Raw genomic sequence first — 17,859 nt, 5'->3', positions numbered from 1 at the left:
ACAGCGCCGTTTTACAGCGAAAGCTCACGACGTGAAACCGGCAACTCACCTTCATGAGATTGCCCGGCGTCCTGTTTCCCGGCCATGCGCGCCAACAGCAACTTGATGCACACCAGCAGCGGCGCTGCCACGGCGAACAGCACCGCCACAGCGATGAACGCCGTGTCGAAGGCGATCACCGCCCCTTGCCCCGTCACTGCCTGCGACAACAGGCTCATGGCCACTCGTCCAGCTGCCGGCGGGTCAATACCCTCAAGCCGCAACATCGACGTCACCGAATCAAGCCGTTCATTTACCGCCGTCGCGCCTGTGCTCACATGCACACCAAGCGTCTGGGCATTGAGCACGCCATGCTGGTCGAGCAGCGTCTGCAATCCTGCCACCCCCAAAAGCCCACCCACCTGCCGCCCGGTATTGAAAAGTCCGATACCGCTGGCCACTCTGTGCCGGCCCAGCCTGCCAAAGGCAATCAGAGTCAGCGACAGAAACAGCAACCCCAGCCCGGCACCGCGCAGCATGACCGCGGCCATCATGTCGTGCATGCCACTCTCGCGGGTCGAGCCCGAAAGCATCCACATCGCCGCCATGATTGCCAGGATGCCAAACGGCACAGTGGCAAAAGGCGCGATACCACGCACCTGGATCAGGTACGCCACCCCCAGCAGCACGGCGATGAACACCACGCCACTGGGTAGAAGCAACAGGCCGGCGTCGGTGGCGGTGAAACCCAGCATGGACAAGGCAAAAGCCGGTATCACAAAGGCGCTGCCGAACAATGCCGCGCCAGCAACGAAGCTGACAATGAAGGCGAAGGTGAAATCACTCGACCGGAACAGACTGAAGTCCAGCAACCCCTGCCCATTACCCGTCAGTTGCTGGCCAAGCAACAGCAACAACGCCGCGCCACCGACCACACCGGCCCAGCACATGTGTGCTGTCTCGAACCAATCCCAGCGGCTGCCCTGGGTCAGGAGGTAGGTCAGGCACAGCAACGCGGTGGCCGCCAGTACCCAGCCCGGCCAATCGAAGCACCGCCGGCCTGGCAGGCCATGGGCAGGCAGCTCGACCAGCAGCAACAGGCCGGTCGCCGCCAAGGTCAGCGGCGCAACGCTGAGAAATATCCAGGTCCAATCCTGGCTATCGATCAACCACCCCTGCATCGACGGCGTGAGTGCCGCTGGCGCGACCACCGCGCCAATGGCGAACAAGCCTTGCAAGACCGGCTGCTGCCGCCGCGGGCAGGCAAGAAAGATCAGTGTCTGCCCCGCCACCAGCAATACACCGCCTGCCAGGCCTTGGCAGGCGCGCAAAGCCACCAGTAGCTCGATGCTCACCAATTGCGCCGCACCGACACAGGCCAACCCCATGGCCAGGGTCGCTCCGATGATCACCGCGCGCGGTGGCAGCCTGCCCAGCAGCCAGGGCGCGAACAGGAACCCTGCCAATTTGCAGGCGGTGTAAGCAACGTCCAGCCAGGCGAATTCATCCGGCGTGGCATGGGTATCGCCCATGATGTCGTTGCGCCCTATCGCCAGCACGCTGCTGGCGATGGCGTCGGTGAGCGCAGCCAGTACGATGCCAGCAACCAGCAGCCACCCTTTAAGCCACCTGACGCCCACCTTCCGGGTGCTCACGAGCCACCTCCGACCTCGATCCGCACTCGCGCCGACAGCCCCGGCACGATGCGCCCGGGCAACGGGTTGTGGGCCAGGCGAATCTTCACCGGCACCCGCTGCACCACACGCACGAAATTGCCCGTTGCGTTGTCCGGCGGCAACAGGCTGAACGCCGCGCCGCTGCCAGGTGCGAAGCTGTCTACCACGCCTTCGAGGCTGTCCTGCGGGTAGCCATCCAGGGTGACCCGTGCCCGCTGCCCAGGCTGGATTTGCTCCAGTTGGGTTTCCTTGAAGTTGGCCACGATCCATACCCCGTCGACCGTGACCAGATCGAGCAAGGCAGCACCCGGCATAACGAATCGTCCGACCCGTACCTGGCGATTACCAATCACTCCGGCAACCGGCGCCCGCACCACGGTATGTTCAAGCTCGATCAGCGCCAGGTCGCGCGCGGCCCTGGCCTGGGCGATAGCCGCCACGGCCGCCTCGCGCTGGGCATCCAGCACGGCGATACGCTGACGCTGAGCATCGAGTGTCGCCGCCGCAGCTTTCAGCGCGGCCTCGGCGCTGCTTCGGGCGGCGTCGGTCTGATCGACCAAGGCCTGGCTGATTGCACTGTACTGAATCAGCTTGCGGCTGCGCTCGTGGGTTTTGCTGGCCAGCTGCCGCTCGGCCTGGGCCGACTGGCGCTGCGCCTCGGCCTGGCGGACCTGCGCCTGCTGCAGGCGTGTCTGAGCGTCGACATCGCCAAGACGCGCCTCGGCAGCCTTCAGGTTGGCCTGCGCCTGGGCCAGGTGCGCACGGTAGTCGCGGTCATCGATACGGAACAACACGTCACCGGCTCTGACCTGCTGATTGTCCCCGACCTCCACCGCCGTCACGTAACCCGACACCTTGGCCGCCAGCGACGTTACATCTCCACGCACATAGGCGTTGTCGGTAAAGGCGGCGTCAGCAGAGCGCAACGTCAGCCAGCCCACAGCCAGCAACAGTATCGCTGCCACGCACAGCACGACGCCCACTATCTTCATCCGTGCAGGCTGCGGCATCACCGCCGCGCGGGCCTGCTCAGGTTCATGTGTGTTCATGATGCGTTGTCCTGTATTCGGCCCTGGTGGCATGGCACTGCCAACAGGGCCGAAGGCCTACTTCTCGCTCGGCGTGACCAGTACCGTCTCATTGCTGTCGAGCACGAACACGGCCATCAGCTTGGCCGGCTTGCTGTCGCTGGCGTTGGCACTGACGCCATGGAAAGCGCCCGGTGCCTCGTACCAGTTTTCGCCAGGTTTGTAGACCTTGGCTGGCTCGCCATTGACGCTGCTGCGCACTTCGCCTTCCAGCACCGTGGCATAGATGAATGCGGATTTCGGATGCCGATGCGCGGGCGACGCGGCCCCGGGGGCGTAGTCGACGATCACTCCGCGCATGCTTTTGCCTGGCACGTTGGGCAGTGGTCTGTCGAAGACCACGGTGACTTTGCTGACTGGCCGCTCGGCGGCGATTACCGGGGTTATGGCCAGCACGGTGAACGCGGCGGCCAGGAGGGGGCGGCTGAACATGGTGATGCTCCTTCGGTTCGGGATAGGGGTTGAATCGCTCACTGGCGAGCCAGCCAGTCTTCGAAGCGGATCTTGCCAAGCCGCGCGCCGCTGCCGGGAGTCAGCGACTTGTCATCGAGCTCGGCACCGAAATAGCGGGCGTGCACATCCGGCACCACCTTGCGTGTATCGCCACGCAGGCGCAGGAAGCGGCGCACCAGTTCATCCAGTGGCGCGGCCTCTGGCCCGGCGACCTCCAGCGTGCCGAGCACGGGTGGCGCCAACGCCACATCGATCAGCGCCGCGACCACGTCATCCGCGGCCAAAGGCTGGAACAGCGCCGGCGACAGGCGAATCTCCTCTCCCACCGTCCCTGCCTGGGCAATGCCTTCGACGAACTCGAAGAACTGCGTGGCGCGCAGAATGGTGTACGGCAGCGCGGACTGCCTGATCAGCGCCTCCTGGGCGACCTTGGCCCGGAAGTAGCCATTTTCCGGCAATCGCTCGCTGCCCACGATAGACAACGCGACATGATGCTTGACCCCTGCAGCTTTCTCGGCTGCCAGCAGGTTGCGGGTGGACGTCTCGAAGAAATCGAGCACTGCCTGGTCCTCCCAGGAGGGGGCATTCGCCACATCCACAACCACATCCGCACCGTTCATCGCCTCTGCCAATCCCTCGCGGGTGATGCTGTTCACCCCCGTGCTCGGCGCTGCCGCAACGGCATCGTGGCCGCGCTCGCGCAGGCCATCGACAAGCTTCGAACCAATGAGGCCAGTGCCTCCGATCACCACGATTTTCATTGGGGCTGTCTCCACGTTCACGACTGCAACCATTGCCGTCGTGGTGGTTCAAGCATGCGCCGCCGCCCTGTGCAGAGTCCTTGCGCACCGGCTGGATTTGCCTCCAGGCTTGCTTGAATTTCCGTCCAAACTGTTCAATCCACGCCCTGGCATGTGCAGCCAGCTTTGCGCTGCCGTATCATCGGCCCATACCACTGAACAGTCGCCTCGGACACGAAGCCTAGGGCGTGCGAGGGGATGTCACGTGCCATTCGAGTTTGACGACTATGTGCTCGACGAACAGCGCAGGGAGCTGACCCTGTGCGGGAAGGCCGTGGCCATCGGCCCGCAGGTGTTCGACCTGCTCTTGCAACTGGTCAGTCACCGCGACCAGGTGCTGGGGCGTGACGAGTTGTTGGCGCGCGTGTGGAACGGCAAGATCGTCTCGGAATCGACCATCACCAGCCATATCAATGCCGTGCGCAAAGCCATCGGCGATTCCGGTGAAGAGCAGCGCCTGGTACGCACGATCGCGCGCAAGGGCTACCGCTTCGTCGGCCTGGTCCGCGAGCCTTCCAGCAGCGCGGCACAGGCCCCATCCGAACCTGTTCCCGTCGCCTGCGGGCCTGCCCTGCCCGATAAACCGTCGATCACCGTGCTGCCCTTCCAGAACCTCAGCGGTGACCCTGAGCAGGACTATTTCGCCGACGGGATGGTCGAGGACATCATCGCCGCCCTGTCCCGCATTCGCTGGCTGTTCGTCATCGCCCGCAACTCGAGCTTCACCTTCAAAGGCCAGCGCATCGATGTGCAGCAGGTTGGCCAGGCACTGGGCGTGCGCTATGTGCTCGAAGGCAGCGTGCGCAAGGCTGGCAAGCGGCTACGCATCACCGGCCAGCTGACCGACGCCACCAGCGGCGAGCATCTGTGGGCCGAGCGTTTCGAGGGGCGGCTAGACGACCTGTTCGAGTTGCAGGACCAGGTGACCGAAAGCGTGGTGGGCGCCATCGCCCCGCAGCTGGAACGGGCGGAGATCGAACGGGCCAAGCGCAAGCCCACCGGCAACCTGTGCGCCTACGATTACTACCTGCGCGGCACGGCCAAGCTGCATAACGGTACCCGCGACGCCATCGCCCAGGCTCTACCGCTGTACTACCAAGCCATCGAACTGGACCCTGAGTTCGCTTCGGCCTATGGCATGGCGGCGTGGTGCTACTTCTGGCGCAAGCTCAATGGCTGGATGGATGATCGCGCCCAGGAAATCACCGAAGGTGCCCGGCTTGCGCGCCTGGCAGTGGAACTGGGGCGTGACGATGCCGTGGCGTTGACCCGCGGCGGCCATGCCCTGGGGCATCTGACGGGTGACCTGGACGGCGCGATAGCGCTGCTTGACCGGGCACGCCTGCTCAACTCCAACCTGGCGCCGGCCTGGTACCTGGGCGGGATACTCAGGGCGTTACGCGGCGAGACACAGACCGCCATCGACAATCTCAAGCACGCCACACGGCTGAGCCCACTGGACCCGGAGATGTTTCGCATGCAGGTGGGCATGGCGTTGGCGCATTTCTTTGCCGGGCGGCTGGATGAGGCTGTGGAGTGGGCGGAAAAGTCGCTGGGGAATCTGCCCAGCCTGCTGGCAGCGGTGGCCCTGCTGGCGGCCAGCCATGCACTGAGTGGGCGGATGGACAGCGCGCACCGGGCGATGGAGCGCTTGCGGGCACAAGACCCAGGGTTAAGGGTGTCGACCTTGCGCCAGTGGCTGCCGATTTACCGCGATGAGGATCTGGCCCGATTTGCCGAAGGGTTGAGGTTGGCGGGGTTACCGGCTTGATCGGGGATGCATGAAACCCTGGCCTGGATTGCCTTCGTTTGAGTACCGAAGCTCCAGCTACAAATTTGTACCCGCCACCAGTGAACCTGGATTGAGGCGCACAGTCTTAGCCGAGCCCTAAATTCGGCCTTGCCGCCGCCATTCACCAGAGCCATTCACCCCATGCGCCACGCAGTCCGTCGCTCCCCCTTTGTCTCGCTCTGCCTCATTCCTTTTTTCCACCTGTTCGCCAACCCCGCCCATGCCAGCGGGGAAAGGCAACTGGTGGCAGCCATCAACGACTATCGCACCCAGCCACAGCGCTGCGAGCGGCGCATTATCCGGGGCTCGACGCCGCTGGTGCTGAAGCCGAAACTGGCGTTGCCGGTCGGCTACGGCGGGGCATTGCGGGAAGGATTGAAGGCTGCGGGTTATCAGGCCGTGAAGGTGCGGGCCATCCGCCTGGTCGGCGCGCAAGATGCCGAGGAGGCCTTCGACATGCTGCGCAGCGACTACTGCACGGCGCTGCTCGATAGCCAATATGCCGATATCGGTGTGAGTCGCTCACGCAACGAGTGGCGGGTGCTGCTGGCTCGGCCCCTGCTCGATGCCCAGCTTGGCGATGGGCGATCGGCAAGCAGAGCGTTGCTGGCACAGGTGAACGCTGCACGGGCGAAACCACGCCTGTGTGGTCGCAAGCGCTTTGCCGCTGCACGCCCGCTGGCCTGGAACACCGCCCTGGGAACGGCGGCGCAGCGCCACAGCCGGGCGATGGCCAACGACAACTTCTTTGCGCACCGCGACCTCGACGGTGATCTACCTGCGGATCGGGCATGGGATGCCGGCTACCGTGGGCGGCAGATCGGCGAGAACATTGCCGCCGGCCAAGGGTCACCGAGCAAGGCGATGGCAGGCTGGCTGGCCAGCCCCGGGCATTGCGCCAACCTGATGAACCCGATGTTTACCCAGGTGGGTGCGGCCTTTGCCGAGAACTCGCGTAGCGATAACGGCGTGTACTGGACGATGCTGTTCGGCGCGCCCTGACTGACTCAGGCTGCAGACCCCGAACGAGCCGCCGTTCAGACTTGCAGGCCACCCCGCGGCCAGCCGCAGACGCCGGGGCTGGCCTGATGGATGCCCTACAGCACTTCGAACAGCCCTGCCGCGCCCATCCCGCCGCCAACACACATGGTCACCACCACGTACTTCACCCCGCGCCGCCTGCCCTCCAGAAGCGCATGCCCGACCATCCGTGCACCGCTCATGCCGTAGGGGTGGCCGATGGCAATGGCACCGCCATTGACGTTCAGCTTCGCAGGGTCTATCTGCAAACGCTGGGCACAATACAGTACCTGGCAGGCGAACGCTTCGTTCAGCTCCCACAGACCGATGTCGTCCACGTTCAGGCCATGCTGGTGCAGCAACCTGGGCACCGCCAGCACCGGGCCGATACCCATTTCCTCAGGAGCCAGACCGGCCACGGCGATACCGCGATACAGCCCCAGCGGCGCCTTGCCCGACCTTGCGGCCAGTGCGCCTTCCATCAGCACGCAGGCACTGGCGCCATCAGACAGCTGGCTGGCATTGCCGGCCGTCACGCAGCCGCCTTCGACAACTGGCTTCAGCCCTTGCAGGTCTGCCAGGGTGGTCGCCGGCCGGTTACCTTCGTCCTGGCTGAGGCAGACTTCCTCATGGCTCACTGCACCGGACAGCTTGTCGACCACCTTCCTGCGTGCCGAGACGGGCACGATTTCATCGGCAAACAACCCCGCCGCCTGCGCCGCTGCAGTGCGTTGCTGCGACTGCAAGGCATAGGCGTCCTGCGCTTCCCGGCTGATGCCATAGCGGCGGGCGACAAACTCGGCGGTTTGCAGCATCGGCATGTAGGCGTGTTCGCTCACTCGCAGAACGGCAGGGTCATAGGCCTCGCTGGCCAGCTGGTTGTGCACCTGCTGGACCAGGCTGATCTGCTCCTGGCCGGCGCCGATGGTCACCTGCATACCATCGACAATGATCTGCTTGGCCGCTGTAGCGATGGCCATCAGGCCCGACGCACACTGGCGGTCGAGGGTCTGCCCGCTGACCGATTGCGGCAAGCCGGCAGCCAGCGCCGACAGTCGGCCAGGGTTGATCGCGGCGGTACCACTCTGCATGGCGGTACCCAGCACCAGATCCTCCACCTGCGCCGGCTCGATACCAGCCCGCTCGACGGCTGCCCGAATGGCGACGGCAGTCATGCTGGGGGTTTTCAGGTCGTTGAAGGCGCCACGCATGGCTTTGCCGATGGGTGTGCGGGCAGTGGCTACGATCACGGCGTCTTTCATGGTCGAAATTCCTCGGGGAGTAAAGGCTGCAGTTCGCTCAACACCTGCCGCAAGCGGGCAGGCACCGGGACCGGGCGTCGGCCCTGCCGGTCGACGAATACATGGACGAAGCGTCCGGTGGCGCAAGCCAGGGATTGGCCCTGGATGAATACGGCCAACTGGTACTGCACCGAGGTGTTGCCCAGCCGGCTTACCGCCAAGCCCACCTCGATGCCCTGCGGAAACGCTACAGGCGACTGGTAGTCGCAGGCCGAACTGACCACCAGCGCAATCACCGCGCCATGGTGGATATCCAGTCCGCCCTGCTCGATCAGCAGGCGGTTCACGGCGCTGTCGAAAAAGCCGTAATAGACCACGTTGTTCACGTGCCCGTAGGCGTCATTGTCATGCCAGCGGGTGGCGATTGGCGTGTAGTGCCGGTAGTAGTCACGTTGCCGATGCACACTCATCAGTAGGCAGCCTCGTAGATGGCCAGTGCATCGGCCTGGGTGACTTCACGCGGGTTGTTGACCAGCAGGCGCTGCTGTTGCATGGCATCTTCTGCCAGTTGCGGCAGGCGATGGCGCGGAACATCGGCATCACGCAGCCGCCCAGGCAAACCGCAGCGGGCGCCCAGCGCGGCCAGTTCCTCGACGAACTGATCAGCCTGCCGGTACAGGTCGCCAGGCTGCAACCGTGCGCCCAACAGGGGCACCGCCAGCTGGGCATAGTCCGTCACCGTCACGGGCAGGTTGAAACGCAGCACATGCGGCAACACCAATGCATTGGACAGGCCATGGGGAATGTGGAAGTGCCCACCCAACGGATAAGCCAGCGCGTGCACCGCCGCCACCGGGGCATTGGCAAACGCCTGGCCGGCCAGGCAGGCGCCCAGCAGCATGGCCTGACGCGCATCCAGATTGCCGCCATTGTGCACGGCCTGATCCAGGTTTTCCGCCAGCAGCCGCAGCGCCTCGCGCGCCAGCAGGCTGGACAGCGGGTTGCGCTTGAGGCGGCTGGTATAGGCTTCGATGGCATGCACCATGGCATCGATACCGGTTGCGGCGGTTACTGCCGGGGGCAGGCCGAGCGTGCAGACGGCATCGAGTACCGCCAGGTCCGGCAGCAGCAGCGGCGAGACGATGCCCATCTTGCTGGTGGCGCCGGTGGTGACGATGGCGATCGGCGTCACCTCCGAACCGGTGCCGGCCGTGGTCGGCACCTGGATCAACGGCAGGCGTCGGCCCTTGGCCTTGTCCATGCCATAGAGTTCGGCAAGCGGCTGGTTGCAGTCGCGGTGGGCCAGCAGCGCGACCAGCTTGGCAACATCCATCGAACTGCCGCCGCCAAAGCCCACCACCAGGTCGGCACCGATATGCCGGGCCCGCTGGGTGGCTGCCAGTACACAAGCTTCGCTGGGGTCGGCGGTAACCTCGCTGAAGATCGCCACGCCGACCTTGGCCGTCGTGAATCCCGGTAGCAGATCATCGAGCATGCCCAGGCGGGCGATACCGGGGTCACTGACGATCAGCACGCGCCGTGCGCCGCGCTCGCGGCACAGAGTGGCAAGGCGCTGCACCGCGCCCGCTTCGCAGAGGATCTGCCCGGTAGTGGCAAAGCTGAAAGGCTGCATCTGGCTCTCCTTGTCGTCGTTGGCCCTGCGTCAGAAGGCGAAGTCACTCGCTGGCAGTGCCATGAGGCAATCTGCACCGCCCAGCAGGGCTTCGCGGTGCGCGGTGGCGCGGGGCAGGACGCGTCGCCAGTAGAACTGCGCCGCGTGCAGCTTGGCCCGGTAGAAATCCGTTTCGGCACTGCCGCCAGCCAGCGCCGTCTCGGCGCGCACGGCTGCCTGCAGCCAAAACGCTGCGAGCAGCACATAGGCCGAGTAGGCCAGGAAGTCCACCGAGACCGCGCCCATTTCCTGAGGGTCACGCTGGCAAGCCTCGACTACATGGCCTGCCAGCGCACGCCATTCCTCCAGGCGCTGCCCGACCGCTGTCGCCATGGCATGCAGACCACCACCGACACCAGCCGCCTCGACATGCAGGGCCAGTTCATCGACCAGCAAGTTCAGCTCGGCCCCGCCGTCGCCCAGCAGCTTGCGGCGCACCAGGTCGAGAGCCTGGATGCCGTTGGTGCCTTCATAGAGCTGGGTGATGCGGCTGTCGCGCATCAACTGCTCCATGCCCCACTCGCGGATATAACCGTGTCCGCCATATAGCTGCACGCCAAGGCTGGCGACCTCCTGCCCGACATCGGTGAAAAACGCCTTGACGATCGGAATCAGCAGTGCAGCCCGCCGGGTTGCGCCCTTGCGTGCCTGATCGCTTGCCGCTGCGTGCTCCAGGTCGAGCTGCCGGGCGGTATAGATGGCCAGCATTCGGCAGCCCTCGATGAGGGTTTTCTGGGTAAGCAGCATGCGTCGCACATCCGGGTGGACGATGATCGGATCGGCCGGCCTGTCCGCCGCCGCCGGGCCGGTCAGCGCGCGCGATTGCAAGCGCTCGCGTGCATAGGCCAGCCCCCCCTGGAAGGCCGCTTCGGCAATGCCCAGCCCTTGCAGGCCGACTTGGAAACGGGCGTCGTTCATCATGGTAAACATGCACGCCAGGCCTTGGTTGGCCTCGCCTACCAGCCATCCCTGGGCACCGTCGAAATTCATCACGCAAGTCGAGGCGCCCTTGATGCCCATCTTGTGCTCCAGCGCGCCACAGCCCAACGCGTTGCGTTCGCCGCCCGGCAGCAGCTTGGGCACCAGGAACAGGCTGATGCCCCGCACCCCGGCCGGCGCATCGGGCAGGCGTGCAAGTACCAGATGAACGATATTGTCGGTCAGGTCCTGTTCGCCGCCACTGATGAAGATCTTGCTGCCTGTGATGCGATAGGAACCGTCGACCTGCGGCTGGGCACGGGTGCGCAGCAAGGCCAGGTCGGTGCCGGCCTGCGGCTCGGTGAGGCACATGGTGCCGGCCCACTCGCCACTGACCATGCGCGCCAGATAGGACTGCTGCAGCGCCGGGCTGCCATGGCGATGCAAAGCCAGCACGGCACCTTCGGTGAGGCCGGAGTAGATGCGGAACGACAACGACGCGGCCATCAGCATTTCGTGGAAACTGGCCGAGGCCATTTGCGGCAGGCCCTGCCCGCCGTAAGCCTGCGGCCCGGTCATGCTGGCCCAGCCATGGGCCACGTATTGCCGGTAGGCGTCGCGGAAACCATCGGGCGTGATGACCTCCCCATCAGCCAACTGGCAGCCCTGCTCGTCACTGTTGCGGTTGAGCGGAGCGACTACCTCGCCGGTAAAGCGCGCGGCCTCTTCCAGTATGCCGTCGAGTGTGTCGCGGTCCAGTTCGATACCCAGCTGCTGACAATGGGCGGCAACGTCGAACAGCTCGTGCAGCACGAAGCGCATGTCGCGCAAGGGAGCCTGGTAGTTCATGCCTGAACCTCCGCCTGCTGCTCGAAACGCTTGCCGTTGGCCACCAGCGTGCAGAGCAGAGCGGCCGGGCGCCAGTGCTCGCCCAGTACGCTTTGCAGGTATTCCAGCCGAGCCAGGACGAATGCTGCACCCTGGTCATCGGCCCAGCGCATCGGGCCACCTGTGGCCGCAGGGAAGCCATAGCCGTTGAGCCACACCCGGTCGATGTCGGCGCTGCTGGCAGCGATGCCTTCCTGCAGAATCTTCGCGCCCTCGTTGACCAGCGCCAGCAGGCAGCGCTCGACGATTTCCTCGGCGCTGATGCCCCGGCGTCGGTAACCCAGGTCGTTGGAAATCTTGAGCACCAGGGCGTCGACCTCGGGGTCATGCTCGGCCTGGCGGCTGCCAGGTGCATAACGGTAATAGCCCTTCCCTGTCTTCTGACCCAGCCGGCCCAGATCACACAGCGCATTATCCACTTGCACCAGTGGATCGTGCATGCCCTGCCTGGCCAGCTGGCGGGCACGCCATTCCAGGTCGATACCGACCACGTCGTACATGCGGAACGGGCCCATGGCAAAACCGAACTGTTGCAGCACCGCATCCACCTGGTGCGGCAGTGCGCCTTCGAGCAGCAACTTGCGCGCTTCGGCGACATAACTGCGCAGCATGCGGTTGCCGATGAAACCGGGGCAATTGCCGGCCACTACCGCCACCTTGCCCAGGCGCTCGCCCAGCGCCAGGGCGGTATGGAGCACCGCCTGGTCGGTGTGCGCGCCGCGCACTATCTCGAGCAGCTTCATGACATGCGCGGGGCTGAAGAAATGCAGGCCCAGTACGTGCGACGGTCGCAGGGTCACCGCCGCGATCGCGTCGATGTCCAGCGCCGAGGTATTGCTGGCCAGGATCGCCTCCGGTTTGAGGTGCTGGTCCAGGGCCCGGAAGATTTCCTGTTTCAGTTCAAGGCTTTCATACACTGCCTCGATCACCAGATCGGCCTGGGCCAGCGCGGCGTAGCCATCCACCGCCTGCACTCGCGCCAGGCAGGCTTCGGCCTCGGCCTGGGTGACACGCTGCTTCTCCACCTGCTGGGTCAAGGCCTGGCTGACCATGCTCAGGCCAGCGTCCAGGGCTGATGCGTTGCTGTCGAGCCACAGCACCGACAGCCCGGCACTGGCGAGGCTGATGACAATGCCGCGGCCCATGGTACCTACGCCTATCACGGCCACCTGGTTGATCGGAAAGGGGGTATTCACGCGCAACGCTCCTGCTTGTTGTAGGTATGAGGACAGGCATCACCCTAAGCAGGCCGCAGGTATTTTTGAAATTTCAATTTCGTATGCCATATATTCTGCCCATGAATATTTCCAACTTCGATCTGAACCTGCTGCGGGTCTTCGACATGTTGCTGCGCGAGCAGAATGTCTCACGGGCGGCTGAACGCCTGGCCCTGACCCAGCCCACTGTCAGCAACGCCCTGGCGCGGTTGCGCGACCAGCTGGGCGACCCGCTGCTGGTTCGTGTGGGCCGGCGCATGCGCCCTACGCCACGGGCGTTGGCGCTGGAAGGGCCGATTCGAGCGGCGCTGCAACAAATCGAGCAGACCCTGGCCACTGGCGATGCCTTCGAGCCACAGCGCAGCCACCGTCAGCTGCGCATCGCCCTCACCGACTTCGTCGAACAGTTGTGCATGCCACCGCTGCTGGCACGCCTGCAGGTACTGGCCCCGCACTTGCGCATCGATGTGGTGCACCTGGCTCCCAACCTGCCGGCCGACGCGCTGGACCGCGGCGACCTCGACCTGGTACTGGGGCGCTTCGATGAGGTGCCGGCACGTTTCAGCCGCCGCCCCTGGAGGCGTGAAACCCTGCAAGTCGCGCTGCGCCAGAAGCATCCGCAACTGGCGCCGGACCAGGCACTGGATCTTCAGGCGTTTCTTGGTTTGCGGCACATCTGGGTACACGGTGGCCAGACCCGCGGCATGGTCGACCAATGGCTGGCCGAACAAGGCCTGACCCGGAAAATTGCCTACACCACCCCCAACTACCTTCAAGCAGCGCATCTGGCCGCCGCCACCGAGATGTGCGTGGTGCTGCCGCGGCAACTTGCGCAGCAGTTCGCCAGGTTGCTGCCCTTGGCGGTGCATGAACTGCCCTTCGCCCTGGAGCCGTTCGAGCTGGAACTGGTGCACCTGACCCATCGTCGGCACGACCCCGCCCTGGCCTGGCTGGTGGAGCAGATCATGGAGCTTCCGCCTGCCTGAGGCCATCAGCAAATGCGATGGCAACCATGCCGCTCTGGTATTGGCTGGTGCCCGAACCCGTCCCCTACAGTGGTCCGCCACCATAACAACAAGGACACACCATGCGCTTCCCACTGTCGATGCTGACGCTCGCCCTGCTGGCGCCCCTCCCGAGCCTGGCCACTACGGCGGCAAAGGATGCCACCCCGGCCACCCAGGCCAGCAACCAGCAATGGTTGCAACGCCTGCCTTTCGATGACCACGGGGATTTCGAAGCGGCCCGGCGCGGGCTGCTTGAACGCTTCGACGGGCCGGTCGCGACCGCCGATGGCAAGACTGTGTGGGACCTGGGTCAGTATCGTTTTCTCGACCCGACGCAGGCCCCGGCCACGGTAAACCCGAGCCTGTGGCGCATCGCCCAGCTGAACACCATCGCCGGCCTGTTCAAGGTCACCGAAGGCATCTACCAGATCCGCGGCCTGGACTTGGCCAACATGACCATCGTTGAAGGCCAGGACGGGCTGATCGTGCTCGATCCGCTGCTGGCCGTCGAAACCGCAAAGGCCGGCCTTGAACTGTATTTTCGGCACCGCCCGCGCAAGCCGGTGACCACGCTGATCTACACCCACCCGCACATCGACCATTTCGGCGGCGCGCGCGGGGTGATCGACGAGGCGGACGTAAAGGCCGGCAAGGTCCAGGTCATTGCACCCGAAGGCTTCTTCGAGCATGCCATCGGCGAAAACGTGCTGGCCGGCCCGGCCATGAAACGCCGCGCCCAGTACATGTACGGTGCCCCGCTGCCCCGCGGGCCACGCGGCCAAGTGGATGCCGGCCTGGGCAAAGGGGTGCCGGCCAACGCCACCGTCAGCCTGATAGCGCCGACGCTGGAAATCAGCCAGCCGCTGCAACGCATGACCCTCAGCGGCGTGGAGGTAGAGTTCCAGTTGACCCCTGGCACCGAAGCGCCAGCGGAGATGAACATCTACTTCCCTGGGCTCAAGGCTCTGTGCATGGCCGAGAATGCCACCCACGTGCAGCACAATGTTCTGACCCTGCGCGGTGCGCTGGTACGCGACCCGAAAGTCTGGGCGCACTACCTGGACCAATCGCTGTTGCGTTACGGCGACCAGGCCGAGGTAGTGTTCGCCCAGCATCACTGGCCGACCTGGGGCGGGCCGGCAATCCGCGAGTACCTGGCCGACCAGCGCGACATGTATGCCTTCATCGATAGCCAGACCTTGCGCCTGATCAACCAGGGCCAGACACCAATGGAAATCGCCCAGAGCCTGGCCAACCTCCCGCCGCGCCTGGCAAGCAAGTGGTACAGCCGCGACTACTATGGCTCGCTAAGCCATAACGTACGTGCGGTCTACCAACGCTACATGGGCTTTTACGATGGCAACCCGGCCAACCTCGACCCACTGCCGCCGCAAGCTGCCGGCAAGCGCTACGTGGCGGCAATGGGTGGCGCTGATCAGGTGCTGGCCCAGGCACGCCAAGCCTTTGCCGAAGGTGACTACCGCTGGGTCGCGCAGCTGGTGAACCATCTGGTATTCGCCGAACCGGGCAATACCGCAGCGCGCGAACTGCAGGCCGATGCGCTGGAACAGCTGGGTTACCAGAGCGAGAACGCTACCTGGCGCAACGCCTACCTCAGCGGCGCCCAGGAGCTGCGCGGTGGAATAGCCGCCGCCACCGGCAGTGGCGGCAATGCCGACGACATGGTGCGGGCACTGACCCCAAGCCTGTTCTTCGATTACCTTGGGGTACGGGTGGATGCCTTCAAGGCGGCGGAGAGCGACCTGAGCATCAACTGGCGCTTCACCGACCTGGGTGAAGACTACGCCCTGACCCTGCGCAACGGCGTGCTCACCCATCGCGACCTGACTCGTCACGCCCAGGCCGATGTGCAGGTGAGCATGAGCAAACAGACATTGGACCGTATTGCCCTGAAGCAGACCGGGTTCCTCAAGGAGGCCACGCTGGGCGAGATCTCCATCGAAGGTGAACGGGTGAAGTTCCTGCGTTTCATGGGCGGCCTGGAGAACGCCGATTCCCGTTTCAACATCGTGACCCCCTGAGCGCCGGCATCTTCGCCGGCAAGCCCGCTCTCACAGGTACCGCAATGGCGTCTGGATTCACATCGTATCTGTGGGAGGGGTTTCAGCCCCCGTTCGCCAACCGGTACAACCCTGCCAGCGCCATCAGGCACACCGCGCTACCCAGTGCCATTACCGGCAGAATCGCAGGCTGACCGCGCTCGGCCCGCAACATCGCCAGCCCCTCGCTGTAGCGCCGCCCCTGGCGGGTCAACAGCGTCAGCGTTGCGAAGCCGACTACTGCCGCCAGCGCCAGGTCGCCCTGTCGCAAAGCCAACCCCGCGACCGCCACCAGCGCCAACCAGGTACGCCGCCAAGCCAGTTCGGTGCGTTCGGCCTGCAAGCCCGGATCAGGCATGCCAGCGCGGCCACAACACGACAGCGGCCATCAACGCCGCGATCAGGCAACCCAGGGCCAACAGCGGCACCAGCGCCGGCAGCGGCAATGGCCGGAGCTGACGCAAGGCACGCTCCACCCGCAGCCAGCGCAGGCAGGCGCCAGCGCTCAGCAACATGCTCAGCAACATCAGGCTGCCGACAAGCCAGAGCCGAAGCGGCGCCTGCAGGGCCTGGCCGGCAAAGGTCTCGATGGCAATGCCACCTCCCAGCAACGCCAGCGCGGTACGGATCCAGGCCAGGAACGTGCGCTCGTTGGCCAAGGTGAAGCGAGGGTCGGGCGCCTCGCCCTGCCCCAGCAGACGCCGAGCCCAGTCCGGCCGTGGTTCAAAGGCGTCCATCAGCGCACGCCAAAGCTGCGCAGGGCGCCAGGAGAAAAATACGAAAGGCTGGTGCGAACATTGAAGTCGAACGGGCGACGTTGCTGGTTGATCAGCCCCGACGCATGGTAGCGGCCACTCTTGAGGTCATAGGTGACCTCCATTGCGTTGACCGCCACCTCGCCGCCTGGGTGGTAGAAGCTGTGGGCCTGTGATGTACGCCACAGATGGCCGCCAGCATCGTAGCTGTCGGTTTCGAGAATGGCCCAGGTGTCTTCGTCCACATAGAAGCGTCGCTTGGCGTAGATGTGCTGTGCGCCGGGCTTCAGCGTCGCCTCCACCACCCACACCCGGTGCAGCTCGTAGCGTGTGGGCGCCGGATTGACATGACCAGGCCTGATCAGCTCGGCATAGCGCAGCTCGGGCGATGCCAGGCGGTAGCTGTTGTACGGCACGTGCAGGGCCTGCTTGCCCAGCAGCTTCCACTGGTAACGGTCGGGGGCGCCATTGAACATGTCGCGGCTGTCGGCAGTACGCAGGCCTGCGGTGCCTGGCCCCGTGGTGTCGTAGGCGATGTTCGGCGCGCGCCGCACACGCCGCTGACTGGCACTGTAGACCCAGGACAAGCGGGGCTCGGCTACCTGGTCAAGGGTTTCGTGAACCACCATGGCATCACCGGCAAGCCGTGATGGTGCCGTCATGCGGTAGGTGAAGTAATACAACACATTGCTTGCACCCAGCCCACCCAGGCCTTCCGGGCGGGCTACATCCTGGCGCGCGCTCATCAGCACGAAGCGGCCGTTCTTGAACGGTGTGACGCTGTCGGACATCTGAATGTAACTGGCATTGCGGTGCCGGGTCAGATGGTTCCAGATCACTTCCAGCCCGTTGTCCGGCCGGGGAAACGCAATCACTCCATTGAACCCGCGCAGGCCGTTGCCCTGGTCATCCAGCTGCGCCTGCGCTGCATTGCGGGCGGCCGAGGCGGCGACGCCGGCAGGCACCGCGACACTGCGATGGGTGGGGTAGACCGGCAGTTCGAAGGTGTGCGGGAAGCGCTTGAGCAAGGCTACCTGGCCGTCGGAAAGCTGGCCCTGGTAACGCCGATAGTTGGCCGCCGTGATCCGGTACAGCGGCTGCTCGGCGGCATACGGATCCAGCGGCGTGCCGTTGTCACCCAGGCGCTGCTGGGCGACGCTCAACCCGCCTTGCCAGGCCGGGATACGGCCGTCCGGGCTGGCCGCGCGTTCGGCGCCCACAGGGGTCAGGTTGTCTGGCAGGCCTGTCGCAGCCAGCGCGCCGCTGGCCCAGAACAGGCCGATCATCACCATT

General features: G+C 65.0%; 16 protein-coding genes. 4 read left to right on the top strand and 12 right to left on the bottom strand.

Translation table 11 applies throughout. The features are described from left to right. Positions 1-11: 11 nt before the first annotated feature. From E5221_RS09255 to E5221_RS09240, 4 genes are read right to left on the bottom strand one after another with little or no spacing between them, the layout of a single operon-like run. Positions 12-1,634 carry an MFS transporter gene (locus E5221_RS09255; RefSeq protein ID WP_247847189.1) on the bottom strand — a complete coding sequence of 541 codons (1,623 nt, stop codon included), beginning with the start codon at positions 1,632-1,634 and terminating at the stop codon, positions 12-14. After that, positions 1,631-2,704 carry an HlyD family secretion protein gene (locus tag E5221_RS09250; RefSeq protein ID WP_039614514.1) on the bottom strand — a complete coding sequence of 358 codons (1,074 nt, stop codon included), beginning with the start codon at positions 2,702-2,704 and terminating at the stop codon, positions 1,631-1,633. The genes E5221_RS09255 and E5221_RS09250 overlap by 4 nt, the downstream gene beginning before the upstream one ends. A 57-nt stretch (positions 2,705-2,761) precedes the next feature. Beyond that, the gene (locus E5221_RS09245) at positions 2,762-3,175 is read right to left on the bottom strand and encodes a cupin domain-containing protein (protein WP_003260184.1); all 414 of its coding nucleotides are present in this window, start codon (positions 3,173-3,175) and stop codon (positions 2,762-2,764) included. Between the two features lie 38 nt (positions 3,176-3,213). Then, on the bottom strand, positions 3,214-3,957 hold the full coding sequence (locus E5221_RS09240) for an SDR family oxidoreductase (protein WP_085721106.1): 744 nt from the start codon (positions 3,955-3,957) through the stop codon (positions 3,214-3,216). Positions 3,958-4,201: 244 nt separating this feature from the next. Between E5221_RS09240 and E5221_RS09235 the strand changes: the two genes are divergently transcribed. Together E5221_RS09235 and E5221_RS09230 are read left to right on the top strand one after the other, a co-directional pair. Continuing rightward, entirely contained in the window at positions 4,202-5,767 is a 1,566-nt protein-coding gene (locus tag E5221_RS09235; RefSeq protein WP_247847187.1) for a winged helix-turn-helix domain-containing tetratricopeptide repeat protein, read from the top strand. A 162-nt stretch (positions 5,768-5,929) separates the two neighbouring features. Further along, complete coding sequence (locus E5221_RS09230; protein ID WP_061552304.1) at positions 5,930-6,790, top strand: CAP domain-containing protein; 861 nt, start codon at positions 5,930-5,932, stop codon at positions 6,788-6,790. A 95-nt stretch (positions 6,791-6,885) separates the two neighbouring features. Here the strand turns inward: E5221_RS09230 and E5221_RS09225 are convergent, their stop codons facing one another. From E5221_RS09225 to E5221_RS09205, 5 genes are read right to left on the bottom strand one after another with little or no spacing between them, the layout of a single operon-like run. Next, entirely contained in the window at positions 6,886-8,070 is a 1,185-nt protein-coding gene (locus E5221_RS09225) for an acetyl-CoA C-acyltransferase (RefSeq protein WP_061552305.1), read from the bottom strand. Further along, a complete protein-coding gene (locus E5221_RS09220) occupies positions 8,067-8,519 on the bottom strand; it encodes a thioesterase family protein (protein ID WP_003260181.1) in 453 nt (150 codons plus the stop codon). Before E5221_RS09220 ends, E5221_RS09225 begins: the two co-directional genes overlap by 4 nt. Beyond that, positions 8,519-9,682, bottom strand: coding sequence for an iron-containing alcohol dehydrogenase (locus E5221_RS09215; RefSeq protein ID WP_031325707.1), 1,164 nt, complete (start codon positions 9,680-9,682; stop codon positions 8,519-8,521). Before E5221_RS09215 ends, E5221_RS09220 begins: the two co-directional genes overlap by 1 nt. A gap of 30 nt (positions 9,683-9,712) precedes the next feature. After that, positions 9,713-11,488, bottom strand: coding sequence for an acyl-CoA dehydrogenase C-terminal domain-containing protein (locus E5221_RS09210; protein ID WP_247847185.1), 1,776 nt, complete (start codon positions 11,486-11,488; stop codon positions 9,713-9,715). Beyond that, positions 11,485-12,723, bottom strand: a complete 1,239-nt coding sequence (locus E5221_RS09205) for a 3-hydroxyacyl-CoA dehydrogenase (RefSeq protein ID WP_247847184.1) — start codon at positions 12,721-12,723, stop codon at positions 11,485-11,487. The genes E5221_RS09210 and E5221_RS09205 overlap by 4 nt, the downstream gene beginning before the upstream one ends. An 83-nt stretch (positions 12,724-12,806) precedes the next feature. On the opposite strand from E5221_RS09205, the gene E5221_RS09200 reads away from it, so the two are divergent. Together E5221_RS09200 and E5221_RS09195 are read left to right on the top strand one after the other, a co-directional pair. Further along, positions 12,807-13,730, top strand: a complete 924-nt coding sequence (locus E5221_RS09200; protein WP_247847182.1) for a LysR family transcriptional regulator — start codon at positions 12,807-12,809, stop codon at positions 13,728-13,730. A gap of 101 nt (positions 13,731-13,831) precedes the next feature. After that, complete coding sequence (locus tag E5221_RS09195) at positions 13,832-15,793, top strand: alkyl sulfatase dimerization domain-containing protein (protein ID WP_247847181.1); 1,962 nt, start codon at positions 13,832-13,834, stop codon at positions 15,791-15,793. 82 nt (positions 15,794-15,875) lie between these two features. Here E5221_RS09195 and E5221_RS09190 read toward each other — a convergent pair whose 3' ends face one another. From E5221_RS09190 to E5221_RS09180, 3 genes are read right to left on the bottom strand one after another with little or no spacing between them, the layout of a single operon-like run. Then, complete coding sequence (locus E5221_RS09190) at positions 15,876-16,169, bottom strand: DUF202 domain-containing protein (protein WP_039614524.1); 294 nt, start codon at positions 16,167-16,169, stop codon at positions 15,876-15,878. Continuing rightward, complete coding sequence (locus E5221_RS09185) at positions 16,162-16,548, bottom strand: DUF202 domain-containing protein (RefSeq protein WP_061305941.1); 387 nt, start codon at positions 16,546-16,548, stop codon at positions 16,162-16,164. The genes E5221_RS09190 and E5221_RS09185 overlap by 8 nt, the downstream gene beginning before the upstream one ends. Next, entirely contained in the window at positions 16,548-17,858 is a 1,311-nt protein-coding gene (locus E5221_RS09180; RefSeq protein ID WP_082810638.1) for a DUF1329 domain-containing protein, read from the bottom strand. The genes E5221_RS09185 and E5221_RS09180 overlap by 1 nt, the downstream gene beginning before the upstream one ends. Between the last annotated feature and the right edge of the window lies 1 nt (position 17,859).

It is taken from the genome of Pseudomonas sp. A2, assembly GCF_023100865.1.
Classification (GTDB): Bacteria; Pseudomonadota; Gammaproteobacteria; order Pseudomonadales; family Pseudomonadaceae; genus Aquipseudomonas; species Aquipseudomonas asiatica.
Note: the sequence above shows the minus strand (reverse complement) of the source record. Positions and strands in the feature narration are given on the sequence as shown.

Coding starts and splice junctions, on each gene's coding strand:
- E5221_RS09250 (WP_039614514.1), bottom strand. CDS start 2,704: ATGAACACACATGAACCTGAGCAGGCCCGCGCGGCGGTGATGCCGCAG.
- E5221_RS09245 (WP_003260184.1), bottom strand. CDS start 3,175: ATGTTCAGCCGCCCCCTCCTGGCCGCCGCGTTCACCGTGCTGGCCATA.
- E5221_RS09240 (WP_085721106.1), bottom strand. CDS start 3,957: ATGAAAATCGTGGTGATCGGAGGCACTGGCCTCATTGGTTCGAAGCTT.
- E5221_RS09230 (WP_061552304.1), top strand. CDS start 5,930: ATGCGCCACGCAGTCCGTCGCTCCCCCTTTGTCTCGCTCTGCCTCATT.
- E5221_RS09225 (WP_061552305.1), bottom strand. CDS start 8,070: ATGAAAGACGCCGTGATCGTAGCCACTGCCCGCACACCCATCGGCAAA.
- E5221_RS09220 (WP_003260181.1), bottom strand. CDS start 8,519: ATGAGTGTGCATCGGCAACGTGACTACTACCGGCACTACACGCCAATC.
- E5221_RS09215 (WP_031325707.1), bottom strand. CDS start 9,682: ATGCAGCCTTTCAGCTTTGCCACTACCGGGCAGATCCTCTGCGAAGCG.
- E5221_RS09210 (WP_247847185.1), bottom strand. CDS start 11,488: ATGAACTACCAGGCTCCCTTGCGCGACATGCGCTTCGTGCTGCACGAG.
- E5221_RS09200 (WP_247847182.1), top strand. CDS start 12,807: ATGCCATATATTCTGCCCATGAATATTTCCAACTTCGATCTGAACCTG.
- E5221_RS09195 (WP_247847181.1), top strand. CDS start 13,832: ATGCGCTTCCCACTGTCGATGCTGACGCTCGCCCTGCTGGCGCCCCTC.
- E5221_RS09190 (WP_039614524.1), bottom strand. CDS start 16,169: ATGCCTGATCCGGGCTTGCAGGCCGAACGCACCGAACTGGCTTGGCGG.
- E5221_RS09185 (WP_061305941.1), bottom strand. CDS start 16,548: ATGGACGCCTTTGAACCACGGCCGGACTGGGCTCGGCGTCTGCTGGGG.
- E5221_RS09180 (WP_082810638.1), bottom strand. CDS start 17,858: ATGGTGATGATCGGCCTGTTCTGGGCCAGCGGCGCGCTGGCTGCGACA.